This window comes from Serratia sp. FGI94, from assembly GCF_000330865.1.
GTDB classification, from domain to species: domain Bacteria; phylum Pseudomonadota; class Gammaproteobacteria; order Enterobacterales; family Enterobacteriaceae; genus Serratia_B; species Serratia_B rubidaea.
Genome location: NC_020064.1, coordinates 724,957 through 737,887 on the forward strand (window position 1 = coordinate 724,957; position 12,931 = coordinate 737,887).

Here is a 12,931-nt window from a genome sequence, read left to right on the forward strand (position 1 = left end):
TCCTTACTGCTGCGGCGCCGGATTGGCCGATAGCCAGTTTGCCAGCTTACAGTACTGCGCCACAGAAATATTTTCTGCTCTCAGGGCCGGATCGACCCCCAGCTCGCTCAGCTGTTCCGGGGTGAATAAATCGCCCAGGCTGTTGCGGATGGTTTTCCGACGCTGGTTGAAGGCCTGCGTGGTGATGCGGCTCAGCATACGCACGTCGTCGACCGGGTGCGGCATCTCACGGTGCGGCACCAGGCGCACCACGGCGGAATCGACTTTCGGCGGCGGCGCGAAGGCGGTCGGCGGCACTTCCAGCACCGGGATCACGTTGCAGTAGTATTGCGCCATCACCGATAAACGGCCGTACGCCTTACTGTTCGGGCCGGCAACCAGGCGGTTGACCACCTCTTTTTGCAACATAAAGTGCATGTCGCGGATAGCCTGAGTATAGCTGAAAAGGTGGAACATCAGCGGGGTGGAGATATTGTACGGCAGGTTGCCGAACACGCGCAGCGGCTGGCCCGCCTGTTCGGCCATCTCGGCGAAATCCACCGTCATGGCGTCCTGCTGACGAATGGTCAGTTTGTCTTTCAGCTGCGGGTGATTCTCCAGACGCGCCGCCAGATCGCGGTCCAGCTCCACCACCGTCATGCGGTCCATGCGCGCGCCGACCGGCTCGGTCAGGGCGCCGAGGCCGGGGCCGATTTCTACTACGGCTTCGCCCGGCTGGGGATGAATGGCCGAGACGATGCTATCGATGACAAACTGATCGGTTAAAAAGTTTTGTCCAAAGCGTTTGCGGGCAAAATGCCCTTGGTGGACTCTATTGTTCATTACAGTTATTTATCATTTTAATGGCGAGATTTAAGGCGGTTTTAAAACTGCCCACATCGGCGGTACCGGTACCGGCCAGTTCCAGCGCGGTGCCGTGATCCACCGAGGTACGAATAAACGGCAGGCCGAGGGTGATATTCACCGCGCGGCCGAACCCTTGGTATTTTAGCACCGGCAGCCCCTGATCGTGATACATCGCCAGCACCGCATCGGCATGCTGCAGATATTTGGGCTGGAACAGCGTATCGGCCGGCAACGGCCCGATCAGGTTAATGCCGCGCGCGCGCAGCGTTTCAAGCGCCGGAATAATCACATCCAGCTCTTCACGGCCCATATGGCCGCCTTCTCCCGCGTGCGGGTTCAGCCCGCAGACGTAGATGCACGGCTGCGCGATGCCGAATTTGGTTTTTAAATCATGGTCGAGAATGGTGATGACTTCGTGCAGGCTCTGCTCGCTGATGGCGCCCGGCACCGCCAGCAGCGGCAGGTGGGTGGTCGCCAGCGCGACGCGCAGCTCTTCGGTCGCCAGCATCATCACTACCCGATCGCAGCGGCTGCGGTCGGCAAAAAATTCCGTGTGGCCGCTGAACGGCACGCCGGCGTCGTTGATTACGCCCTTGTGCACTGGCCCGGTAATCAGCGCGGCAAATTCCCCGCTCAGGCAGCCGTCACAGGCGCGCGCCAGGGTGTCCACCACGTAAGCGCTGTTGGCGACGTTAAGCTGGCCACAGACCGCCGGCGTCGCCAGCGTTACCGGCAGCACGGTCAGCGTCGCGGCCGCCTGCGGCTGCGCCGGCGCGTCCGGCTGATAGTCGCGCAACGTCAGCGGCAGCCGCAGCTGCCGCGCGCGCTCAAGCAACAGGGCCGGATCGGCGCAGACTACCAGTTCAACGGGCCACGCCTGTTGCGCCAGTGCTACGACCAAATCCGGCCCCACCCCGGCAGGTTCGCCGGGGGTTATCACGATACGTTTATTGTGCATTGCTGCCATCAAGAATTTTGACATAGGCGGCCGCGCGCTGTTCCTGCATCCAGGTCTGCGCTTCTTCGGCAAACTTGCGGTTGAACAGCATGCGGTAGGCGCGCTCTTTTTGCGCCGCGTCGGTTTTGTCCACCTTGCGGGTATCTACCAGCTGAATCAGGTGCCAGCCGAAGGAAGAGTGCACCGGCTTGCTGATTTCGCCTTTTTTCAGCTTCAGCAGCGCGTCGCGGAACGCCGGATCGTAGATGTCCGGAGACGCCCAGCCCAGATCGCCGCCCTGCAGGGCAGAGCCTGGATCCTGCGACAGCTGTTTGGCTTCGTCGGCGAACTTCGCTTTACCGCTGCTGATCGCCGCGGCGACTTCCTGCAGCTTGGTCCGCGCCTGATCGTCCGTCATCACCACGGACGGCTTCAGCAGAATATGGCGCGCGTGCACTTCAGTCACGGAAATAGACTGGTTGGCGCCGCGCACATCGTTCACCTTCAGAATGTGGAAGCCCACGCCGGAACGGATCGGGCCGACGATATCGCCTTTTTTGGCGGTGACCAGACGCTCGGCAAACAGCGTCGGGATCTCTTGCAGTTTGCCCCAGCCCATATTGCCGCCTTTCAGCGCCTGCGAGTCGGCGGAGTAGGTGATCGCCAGCTTGCCGAAGTCGGCGCCGCCGTTGATTTCGCCCACCAGGCGTTTCGCCAGCGTTTCTGCTTCGTCAACCTGCTGCTGCGACGGGTTCTCCGGCAGCGGGATCAGGATGTGGCTGATGTTCATTTCGGTATCGCTGCCGTTCTGCGCGCCGACCTGTTTGGCCAGTGAGTCTACTTCCTGCGGCAGGATGGTGACGCGGCGGCGGACTTCGTTGTTACGCACTTCGGTGATCAGCATCTCTTTGCGGATCTGCGAACGGTAGGTGTTGTAGTTCAGGCCTTCGTACGCCAGACGGCTGCGCAGCTGATCCGGTGTCATACGGTTTTGCGCCGCGATATTGGCGATAGCCTTGTCCAGATCGGCATCGCTGACGCTGATGCCCATCTTCTGCGCCATCTGCAGCTGGATGTTGTCCATGATCAGACGTTCAACGATCTGATGACGCAGCGTTTTGTCGTCCGGCAGCTGTTGTCCGGCCTGTTGGGCATTGAGCTTGACCGACTGCAGTAAACCATTGACGTCGCTTTCGAGTACTACGCCGTTATCCACGACGGCGGCGACTTTATCAACTTCTTGGGGTGCAGCGAACGCGGTATTGGCGCAGACCACCAATCCGAGAATAAGCGTTCTCCAGTTATTCATACATTTCCCATTATGTAATCCGCAAGTGCGGGTTAAAGTTCTCGTTTTTCAAAGCATTACAAAGCATCAGAATGCGCGCTGGTACGGCAGAATACCCGAACGCAGCATTTCGCCGGTGCCGAGGCTGTGGTCGCTGCTCAGACCGCGCAGTTCGATGTTGAATGAAACTTTGTTGTCATATTTGCTGGTTTGATTGCCGCGATCCCAGTCGGTGATCTTGCGTTCATAACCGATGTTAACCGCCCAGCAGCAGGTGTTATAACGCAGGCCGACCAGCTGATCGGCGGACTGCTGCGCACGGGTATCATAGTAATACGCGCCAACCACGGCCCAACGGTCAGCAATCGGCCAGCTGGCGGTGACGCCCACCTGCGAGATACCGTCCTGATAGCCAGGGCTGGTGACCTGCGGCAGCGTGGCCTGAATATATTCCGGGCTGGCGTAGCGGTAGTTCAGCTGCACCATGCGTTCACTGTCCTGACGGTACTCCAGCACCGCGTCGCCGAGGGCTACGCTGTCAAGGCGGGTATCGTACTGTACGCCGCCGCGCAGGCCCCAGCGATCGTCGATCTTCCAATAGGTGTCGCCGGCCCATACCAGGCTGCCGGTGTCATCATTCTTGTCGTAACCGGAATTGTTATCTCCGGTACGTGAACGGCTGAAGTAATAGATTTGACCCACGGATACGTTGAAACGTTCAACCAACGCGTCATCATAAATGCGCGAGGTCAAACCGGTCGCCAGACGGTTCTGCGAGGCAATGCGGTCCAGGCCGCTGTAGCTGCGGTCGCGGAACAGGCCGGAATAGTCGGTCTGCAGCAGCGTTGAGTCGTAGGAGTAGATATTGCTCTGGTCGCGGTACGGCACGTACAGGTACTGCAAGCGCGGCTCCAGCGTTTGGGTGTAGCCCTGCGCCCAGTTCATATCGCGGTCGAACACCATCTTGCCGTCAACCTTGAACTGCGGCATCACGCGGTTGACGGAGTCGTCCAGCTCCGGCGCGTCACGGCCGGTGCGGTTTTTATAGTTGGCCTTGAAGCCGTCCGGAATATCCTGCTGATAGTGGGTCGCCAGCAGTTTGACTTCGCTGTTCAGCGAGCCCCAGCCGTTGGTCATCGGCAGGCTCAGCGTCGGTTCCAGGTGCAGACGGGTGGCGTCCGGGCTGTACGGGTTGATATTGACGAATTTGGCCGCCTGACCATACACGCGCAGATCGAACGGCCCCAGATCGTTTTTGTAGTAGTTCAGATCGATCTGCGGCAGCACCTTGTAGGACTCGGTGCTGGTGCGGTTGACGTCGTCATAGATCTGGAACTGCTTGGAAGCGATGGTGGCGTCGAAGTTTTCATCGGCGTAACCGGCGCTGAATTTCTGCGTGGCGTAGCCGTCGGTGGTGGATCCGTACTGAGAGTCCAGATCGTTGAAATACTGCGAGTCGCTGACTTTGGTGTAGTCGACGTTGAAGCGCCACACCTGATCCATTACGCCGCTGTGGTTCCAGTAGAACAGCCAGCGGGTGTCGTCATCCTGCGGATGATCCTTGTTGTATTCGTTATCGCTCGGCAGCCAGTCCAGTTCGATGGTGCCCCTGCCCGGTTGGGTCAGGTAGCGGAATTCGTTCTGCCACTGCAGGCCGCGTTTGGTCATATAGTGCGGCGTGATGGTGGCGTCGAAGTTCGGCGCGATATTCCAGTAATACGGCAGCATAAATTCGAAGCCGTTGTTACTGCCGTATTTCGCATTCGGGATCAGGAAGCCGGAGCGGCGCTTATCGCCCACCGGCAGCTGCAGATAGGGGCTGTAGAACACCGGTACGCCGGCGATTTTAAAGCGCGCGTTCCAGATTTCCGCCACCTGCTCTTCACGGTCGTGGATCACTTCGGAACCGACCACGCTCCAGCTGTTGTCGCCCGGCAGGCAGGAGGTGAAGGAGCCGTTTTCCAAAATGGTGTAGCGGTTCTGGCCGCGCATCTTCATTTTGTCTGCGTCGCCGCGCCCCTGACGGCCGACCATCTGATAGTCGCCCTGATAGACATCGGTGTCTTTGGTGTTCAGGTTTGACCAGGCCTTCGGCCCTTTCAGTTTGATCTGGTTGTCGTCATAGTGCACGTCGCCGGTGGCGGTGACGGTGCGTACCGGATCGTTCTGACCTGCGGCCTGCACCTGGTTCAGCTCTACCTGCTTGGCGGTCAGCGTGCTGTTGCCCTGTTCGATCTTGACGTTGCCGCTGAAAACGGCGTTGCCTTGATCGGCGCGGGAATCATCAGAGTTGATGGTGACCGGCAGAGAGTTGGGATCGCCGCTGACGAGCGGTTTGTCATACGTCGGTACGCCGAGCATGCACTGTTCGGCGAGATCGGCCAGCGCGTGCTGACTGTAAAGTGCCGTCCAAATCATCGTGGCCAGCAGTGTTGGGAAACTTTTTTTCATACGCGGTTTTGGTGTTCCGTCATCAGAGGCGTCATGTCCGGCAAACGGTCAGAGACTATATCACTCATCTACGTTGCGCTACTGTAAAATCCTGCCGTTTCACTGCTCTGTTGTTAGGTGCTGCAATAAATGACAGGTATGATAATCGAAATCTTGGGAAAAATCGCCTAACCCTTAGCTGATTACGGCGACGGGCAGCGTGCTGAAAGTAATATAATTGAGGAGTATATGCAGTATTGGGGAAAACTGCTCGGAGTCATTGTCGCCGTTTGGGCTGGCGCGGGCTTCTGGGGCGTAGTTTTGGGGCTGATTATCGGCCATATGATCGATACTGCGCGCAACAATAAGCGCAGCCGGGGCTTTTTCGCCGGTCAGCAAACGCGGCAAACGCTGTTTTTCCGCACCACTTTTCAGGTCATGGGGCACCTTACCAAATCAAAAGGGCGCGTGACCGAAGCGGATATTCAGGTCGCCAGCCTGTTTATGGACCGCATGCAGTTGCACGGCGAATCGCGCACCGCGGCGCAGCAGGCGTTCCGTGAAGGCAAGGAGAGCAATTTCCCGCTGCGCGAAGCGCTGCAGCAGTTCCGCAGCATCTGTTTCGGCCGTTTCGATCTGATTCGGATGTTTCTGGAAATTCAGATCCAGGCGGCGTTTGCCGACGGCTCCTTGCACCCCAATGAACGTCAGGTGCTGTATGTGATCGCCGAAGAGTTGGGGATTTCGCGCGCCCAGTTCGACCAGTTCCTGCGCATGATGGAAGGCGGCCAGCAGTTCGGCGGCGGCTATCAACAGCAGGGCGGCTATTCGCACGGTGGTTACCAGCGGGCGCAGCGCGGCCCGACGCTGGAAGACGCCTGCAAGGTACTGGGGGTCAACAGCAGCGACGATGCGGCGACCATCAAGCGCGCCTACCGCAAGCTGATGAGCGAGCACCATCCGGATAAGCTGGTGGCGAAGGGGTTGCCGCCGGAAATGATGGAGATGGCCAAGCAGAAGGCGCAGGAGATTCAGTCGGCGTACGATCTGATCAAGCGCGAGAAAGGCTTTAAGTAACCGCCGCAGTTTCTCCGGCACGGGCGCGATTGGCCCGCCGCCGGGGAGCTGCGCAGCGCGTCAGAAATCCGCTTCGGCGCGAAAGTGCATCGGCGTGTGAAACGCCGGATGGGTGATACGCAGCTCCTGGGCATGCAGCTGCAGACGCGGCGCCATCGCTTTGGCCGCCGGCGGCGCGTAGAAACCGTCGCCGAGGATCGGGTGACCCAGAGCCAGCATATGCACCCGCAGCTGATGTGAACGCCCGGTGATCGGCGTCAGCAGTACCCGCGTGCTGCCGTCGGCGTCGCGCGACAGCACCCGGTATTCCGTTTGCGCCGCCTTGCCGGTGTCAAAACACACCTTCTGCAACGGGCGATTCGGCCAGTCGCAAATCAGCGGTAAATCCACCAATCCTTCATCCTGCGCCAGATGGCCCCATACGCGGGCCACGTAGGATTTTTTCGGCTCGCGTTCGCGGAACTGGCGTTTCAGCTCGCGCTCCGCCGCTTTGTTCAGCGCCACGACGATCACGCCGCTGGTGGCCATATCCAGCCGGTGCACCGATTCGGCCTCGGGATAATCGGCCTGGATGCGCGTCATCAGGCTGTCTTTGTTTTCCGGCGCGCGTCCCGGCACCGACAGCAGCCCGCTGGGCTTGTTGACCACGATAATATGCGCATCCTGATACAGGATATGCAGCGGGTCGGTAGGGGGATTATAGGGTTCCATATAGGCTCCGCGGAGAAAGGCGTACGGGGAGCGGCGGCTCCCCGTGCGTGGACGTTACTGATGGGTGACAACCACCAGACGAATGGCGTCCAGACGCCAGCCGGCGTCGTTCAGGTTCGCCAGCACCTGTTTGCGGTTGAACTCCAGCGTTTCGACTTCGTCGTCGCGGATGTTCGGGTTGACCGCTTTCAGCGCTTCCAGGCGCGCCAGTTCGTTGCTCAGCTTGTCGTCGGCTTCCTGCTTGGCCTGCTCGATCAGCGTCCGCGCTTCGGCCTCTACCAGGCTTTCCGCCTGCTGCAGCATGGCGTGCACGTCCTGCTGGACGGCGTTGACCAGCTTGCTGGAAGTGTGGCGGTTCACGGCGTTCAGCTGGCGGTTAAAGCTTTCAAACTCCACCTGTCCCGCCAGGTTGGTGCCCTTGCGGTCCAGCAGCATGCGGATTGGCGTTGGCGGCAGGAAGCGCGTCAGCTGCAGGTGCTTCGGCGCCTGCGCCTCGACCACGTACACCAGCTCCACCAGCAGCGTGCCGACCGGCAGCGCCTTGTTCTTCAGCAGCGATACCGCGCAGCTGCCGGTATCGCCGGAGACGATCAGATCCAGCCCGTTGCGGATAATCGGGTGCTCCCAACTGACGAACTGCGCATCTTCGCGCGACAGCGCCTGCTCACGGTCGAAGGTGACGGTGCAGCCGTCCTGCGGCAGGCCCGGGAAGTCTGGCACCAGCATATGGTCGGACGGCGTCAGCACGATCAGGTTATCGCTGCGGTCTTCCTGATTGATGCCGACAATATCAAACAGGTTGAGCGCAAAGCTCACCAGATTGACGTCGTTGTCCTGCTCGGCGATGGCGTCGGCCAGCGCCTGCGCCTTGTCGCCGCCGTTGGAGTGCATCTCCAGCAGGCGGTCGCGACCCTGTTCCAGCTGGGATTTCAGCTGATCGTGTTGTTGACGGCACTCGTGGATAAATTCATCCAGTCCGGCCTGCTCGGTCGGTGCGGCCAGATAGCCGATCAGGCGCTCATAGCTGCTGTCGTAGATGGTGCGGCCGGTCGGGCAGGTGTGCTCAAAGGCGTCGAGTCCCTCATGGAACCAGCGGCCCAGCACCGCCTGCGCGGTGTTTTCCAGATACGGCACCATGATCTGGATATCGTGCAGCTGACCGATGCGGTCCAGACGGCCGATGCGTTGCTCCAGCAGATCTGGGTTGAACGGCAGGTCGAACATCACCAGCTGGCTGGCGAACTGGAAGTTGCGCCCTTCGGAGCCGATTTCAGAACACAGCAGCACCTGGGCGCCATCCTCTTCGGAGGCGAAGTAGGCGGCCGCGCGGTCGCGCTCGATGATGCTCAGCCCTTCGTGGAATACCGCGGCGCGGATGGCTTCCCGCTCGCGCAGCACCTGCTCCAGCTGCAGGGCGGTGGTCGCCTGGGCGCAGATCACCAGCACTTTTTCATGACGGTTGGCGATCAGGTAGTTCAGCAGCCACTCTACGCGTGGGTCGAAGTTCCACCAGGTGGCGTTTTCGCCTTCGAACTCCTGATAGATCTGCTCCGGATACAGCATGTCGCGCGCGCGCGCCTCCAGGCTCTTTTTCGCCCCCATTATGCCGGACACCTTGATCGCCGTCTGGTACTGATCGGGCAGCGGCAGTTTGATTTGGTGCAGGTTACGGTGCGGGAAGCCTTTAACGCCCTGACGGGTGTTGCGGAACAGCACGCGGCTGGTGCCGTGGCGGTCCATCAGCATGGTGACCAGCTCCTGGCGCGCGGCTTCGCTGTTTTCGCCGTCGCCATTGGCCGCTTGCAGCAGCGGTTCGATATCCTGTTCTTCGATCAGTTCACCCAGCAGGTTCAGCTTGTCGTTCGCCAGATGCTCACCGCTCAGCAGCAGGGTGACGGCATCGGCTACCGGCCGGTATTTTTGCTGCTCGGTGACGAACTCCTGATAGTCGTGGAAGCGGTTCGGATCCAGCAGGCGCAGGCGGGCGAAGTGGCTCTGCTGACCCAGCTGTTCCGGCGTCGCCGTCAGCAGCAGCACGCCGGGGGTGTGTTCCGCCAGCTGTTCGATAACCTGGTATTCACGGCTCGGGGCGTCTTCGCTCCAGGCCAGGTGGTGGGCTTCATCGACCACCAGCAGATCCCACTGGGCGTCGGACAGCTCTTCCAGGCGCTGTTTGTTGCGGCGCACAAAGTCCAGCGAGCAGATCACCAGCTGTTCGGTCTCGAACGGGTTGCTGCTGTCGAGCTTGGCTTCGGCGTAGCGGCTGTCGTCGAACAGCGAGAAGTACAGGTTGAAGCGGCGCATCATCTCCACCAGCCACTGATGCTGCAGCGTTTCCGGCACCACGATCAGCACGCGTTCGGCGCGGCCGGCCAGCAGCTGCTGGTGGATAATCATGCCGGCTTCGATGGTTTTGCCCAGGCCGACCTCATCCGCCAGCAATACGCGCGGCGCATGGCGCTGGCCGACTTCATAGGCGATATGCAGCTGGTGCGGGATCAGGCTGGCGCGCATGCCGCGCAGGCCGGCGAACGGCAGGCGATACTGTTCGCTGAGGTATTTGCGCGCGCGGAAGCGCAGCGCGAAACGATCCATACGGTCAATCTGACCGGCAAACAGGCGGTCCTGCGGTTTGCTGAAGGTGAGCTTGCTGTCCAGCAGCACTTCGCGCATTGCCACGCCGCTTTCCTGCGTGTCCGTGCGGGTGCCGATATAGGTCAGCAGCCCGTTGTCCTCTTTCACTTCCTCTACCTGAAGCTGCCAGCCTTCATGGCTGGTGATGGTATCGCCCGGGTTGAACATCACGCGGGTGATCGGGGAATCATTTCTGGCGTAGAGACGGTTTTCACCGGTGGCGGGGAAAAGCAGGGTGATCATGCGCGCATCCAGCGCCACGACGGTACCCAGACCTAATTCGCTTTCCGTATCGCTGATCCAGCGTTGACCAAGAGTAAAAGGCATATATTATCGGCTCGATTCTTTTAAGTAAGTCTTCTCGCTGCGGCGCAGCACCTGTTCATACCCGGTTATTCTGATTGGGCGGGCAATAGCTGTACACTCCATGCGGACGTCGCAAGACGGCATGGCCAGTGGTTAAGAATTTGGGAAGGGCGCTATGGTAATGGAAGGCGGCGCGTTCGTCACCTGCAAAACCGGAGGAATTTTCGCTTCCCGCATTCTGTCCTAACACGCCCGTTTAATAGGGTTTCTTCTCGCTCCGTCGTCGCGTCAGAACAATCCAAGCTGCCCGGTGATCAGGGTGGTGAAATCATCGTGCAGGAAGGGAAGTATAGCGTCTGCCACCGGTTGCAGCTGGCGCTCCAGGTAATGCTGGTAGTCGAGCGGTGAACTTTGCGTTTCCAGCGGCTCCGGCCCGGCCAGGGTGATCACATAGCTGATCCAGCCGCCGTTTTGGTACTGCAGCGGGCGACCCTGCTGGCGGTTATAGTCATCGGCGATGCGCGCCGCCCGGACGTGCGGCGGCACGTTGCGCTGATAGTCGTCCAGTTTGCGGCGCAGGCGTTTGCGGTACACCAGCTGGTCGTCGAAGGCGCCGGCCAGCGTTTTGGCGACGTAGTCGCGCACGAACGCCTGATACGGCTGGCGCAGGAAAATGCGCTGATACAGCTGCTGCTGGAACTGCTGCGCCAGCGGCGTCCAGTCGGTGCGCACCGTTTCCAGCCCTTTATACACCATCTGCGGTTCGGCGCCGGGCCTGGCGATCAGGCCGGCATAGCGTTTTTTACTGCCCTGCTCCGCGCCGCGGATGGTGGGCATCAGAAAGCGGCTGTAGTGGGTTTCAAACTCCAGCTCCAGCGCGCTGGTCAGCTGATATTGCTGCTGCAGATGCTGCTGCCACCACTGATTGACGTATTGCACCAGCTCGCGGCCGATCTGCGTCGCCTGCTGCTCGTCATGCGCCTGTTTCAGCCAGACGAAGGTGGAATCGGTATCGCCGTAAATCACCTGATAGCCGCGGGCTTCGATGAGCGTTCGGGTTTGCCGCATGATCTCATGGCCGCGCAGGGTGATAGACGATGCCAGCCGCGGATCGAAGAAGCGGCAGCCGCTGGCGCCGAGCACGCCGTAGAAGGCGTTCATAATGATTTTCAGCGCCTGCGACAGCGGTTTGTTGTTATGCAGCTTCGCCTGTTCGCGCCCCTGCCAGATCTGGCTGACGATCGCCGGCAGGCTGTGTTTGCTGCGCGAGAAGCGCGCGTTGCGGAAGCCGGGCACCGAATCGGCATCGTCCGGGTGCAGCATGCCTTCCACCAGGCCGACCGGATCGATCAGGAAAGTCCGGATGATCGAGGGATAGAGGCTTTTGTAATCCAGCACCAGCACCGAGTCATACAGGCCGGGCTGCGAATCCATCACAAAGCCGCCGGGGCTGTGTTCTTCCGGCAGCTCGCCGAGGTTGGGCGCCACGTAGCCCTGGCGATGCATGCGCGGCATATACAGGTGGCTGAAGGCCGCCACTGAGCCGCCGCTGCGGTCCGCCGCCAGCCCGGTAACGGTGGCGCGCTCGAGCAAAAAGGGCAGCAGTTCGGTGGCGGCGAAAATCCGCGTCACCAGCTCGCAGTCTTTCAGGTTATAGCGCGCCAGCGCCGGCTTGTCCTCGGCAAACTGCCGGTCGATTTCCGCCATGCGCTGGTAGGGATTATCGATGGATTTGCCTTCCCCCAGCAGGGTCTGCGAGACATATTCCAGACTGAAGGAGGGGAAGTTCCAGGTGGCGGACTTCAGCGCCTCAATCCCGTCGATAATCAGCCGGCCGGCGGCGGAGCAAAAGAAGTGGTTCTGCTTAAAGCCGTGTTCGCGCCACTCCAGCGGGCTGCCGCCACGGCCGAAGCGCAGCGGGATCTGGTAGCGTTCGGCGTGTTTTTGCAGCACGCGCAGATCAAACTGGATCAGGTTCCAGCCGATAATGGCATCCGGGTCGTGACGCTCCAGCCACTGGTTCAGGCGCTCCAGCAGCTGCGGCCGGCTGGTGCAGTACTCCAGCGCGAAATCCAGCGGTTCGTCGTCGCCGTTGGCCGGGCCGAGCATATACACCTGCCGCTGGCCGCAACCCTCCAGCGCGATGGAATACAGCTCGCCGTGGGCGGTGGTCTCAATGTCCAGCGACGCCAGTTTCAGCCGCGGACGGTAGTCCGGCGCCGGCTTCATCTGGCCGTCAAGCCAGACGCCGTCGCCGCCGGGCCGCCCGCTGAACCAGACTGGCGCGGTGATAAAGCGCTCCATCAGATAGCGCTCCGGCGGACGGATATCGGCCTCGTAGACGCTGACGCCGCCCTCCCTGAGCATTTTTTCCAGTTTGATCAGCTGACGATGCTGGCGGCAATACAGCCCCAGCACCGGCCGTGCGTGGAAATCCTGCAGTGGCAGCGCTTTCAGTTCCCACAGCCGTTCGCCGCGCAGCAGCAGCTCCGCCCGCTGGCGCTGCTCGGCGGGAATAAACGCCACCGAGGTCTGCGGCGGCAGACGCAGCCGTTGCGGGCCGCGATCCGTCGCCAGCCAGAATTCGACTTCGGTGCCGGCCGGCGTATCGCGCCAGTGGCAGGTGAGCAGGAAACCCTGCATCGGGGATGCGGCGTTATCGTTCAAGGCGGTATTTATCTGCGTAGCCGAATAGGAAGGCA

Annotated in this window: 8 protein-coding genes; 1 reads left to right on the plus strand and 7 read right to left on the minus strand. The window is 60.7% G+C overall.

Going from position 1 to position 12,931, the window contains the following annotated elements:
- Positions 1–3 precede the first annotated feature (3 nt).
- The 4 genes from rsmA to lptD all read right to left on the minus strand — a co-directional run bounded on the left by rsmA (position 4) and on the right by lptD (position 5,522).
- Entirely contained in the window at positions 4–822 is an 819-nt protein-coding gene (gene rsmA, locus D781_RS03235) for a 16S rRNA (adenine(1518)-N(6)/adenine(1519)-N(6))-dimethyltransferase RsmA (protein ID WP_015670881.1), read from the minus strand.
- Positions 812–1,804: a 4-hydroxythreonine-4-phosphate dehydrogenase PdxA gene (pdxA, locus tag D781_RS03240; protein ID WP_015670882.1), complete on the minus strand. Its 993-nt coding sequence runs from the start codon at positions 1,802–1,804 to the stop codon at positions 812–814. The genes rsmA and pdxA overlap by 11 nt, the downstream gene beginning before the upstream one ends.
- Positions 1,794–3,092 (minus strand): peptidylprolyl isomerase SurA, encoded by a 1,299-nt coding sequence (gene surA / locus D781_RS03245; protein WP_015670883.1) that lies wholly within the window; start codon positions 3,090–3,092, stop codon positions 1,794–1,796. The genes pdxA and surA overlap by 11 nt, the downstream gene beginning before the upstream one ends.
- A 66-nt stretch (positions 3,093–3,158) precedes the next feature.
- The gene (lptD, locus tag D781_RS03250; RefSeq protein WP_015670884.1) at positions 3,159–5,522 is read right to left on the minus strand and encodes an LPS assembly protein LptD; all 2,364 of its coding nucleotides are present in this window, start codon (positions 5,520–5,522) and stop codon (positions 3,159–3,161) included.
- A 228-nt stretch (positions 5,523–5,750) separates the two neighbouring features.
- On the opposite strand from lptD, the gene djlA reads away from it, so the two are divergent.
- Positions 5,751–6,578, plus strand: coding sequence for a co-chaperone DjlA (gene djlA / locus D781_RS03255; protein WP_015670885.1), 828 nt, complete (start codon positions 5,751–5,753; stop codon positions 6,576–6,578).
- 60 nt (positions 6,579–6,638) lie between these two features.
- On the opposite strand, the gene rluA is transcribed toward djlA, so the two are convergent.
- The 3 genes from rluA to D781_RS03270 form a co-directional block, all read right to left on the minus strand.
- Positions 6,639–7,289: a bifunctional tRNA pseudouridine(32) synthase/23S rRNA pseudouridine(746) synthase RluA gene (gene rluA / locus D781_RS03260; RefSeq protein ID WP_015670886.1), complete on the minus strand. Its 651-nt coding sequence runs from the start codon at positions 7,287–7,289 to the stop codon at positions 6,639–6,641.
- 54 nt (positions 7,290–7,343) lie between these two features.
- Positions 7,344–10,250, minus strand: a complete 2,907-nt coding sequence (gene rapA / locus D781_RS03265; protein ID WP_015670887.1) for an RNA polymerase-associated protein RapA — start codon at positions 10,248–10,250, stop codon at positions 7,344–7,346.
- 267 nt (positions 10,251–10,517) lie between these two features.
- Positions 10,518–12,872 (minus strand): DNA polymerase II, encoded by a 2,355-nt coding sequence (locus D781_RS03270; RefSeq protein ID WP_041411990.1) that lies wholly within the window; start codon positions 12,870–12,872, stop codon positions 10,518–10,520.
- Positions 12,873–12,931: the final 59 nt, after the last annotated feature.

Bases quoted from the DNA above. Each gene is read 5' to 3' on its own strand.
- pdxA (WP_015670882.1), bottom strand. From the start codon at position 1,804: ATGCACAATAAACGTATCGTGATAACCCCCGGCGAACCTGCCGGGGTG.
- rluA (WP_015670886.1), bottom strand. From the start codon at position 7,289: ATGGAACCCTATAATCCCCCTACCGACCCGCTGCATATCCTGTATCAG.
- djlA (WP_015670885.1), top strand. From the start codon at position 5,751: ATGCAGTATTGGGGAAAACTGCTCGGAGTCATTGTCGCCGTTTGGGCT.
- rapA (WP_015670887.1), bottom strand. From the start codon at position 10,250: ATGCCTTTTACTCTTGGTCAACGCTGGATCAGCGATACGGAAAGCGAA.
- lptD (WP_015670884.1), bottom strand. From the start codon at position 5,522: ATGAAAAAAAGTTTCCCAACACTGCTGGCCACGATGATTTGGACGGCA.
- D781_RS03270 (WP_041411990.1), bottom strand. From the start codon at position 12,872: ATGCAGGGTTTCCTGCTCACCTGCCACTGGCGCGATACGCCGGCCGGC.
- rsmA (WP_015670881.1), bottom strand. From the start codon at position 822: ATGAACAATAGAGTCCACCAAGGGCATTTTGCCCGCAAACGCTTTGGA.
- surA (WP_015670883.1), bottom strand. From the start codon at position 3,092: ATGAATAACTGGAGAACGCTTATTCTCGGATTGGTGGTCTGCGCCAAT.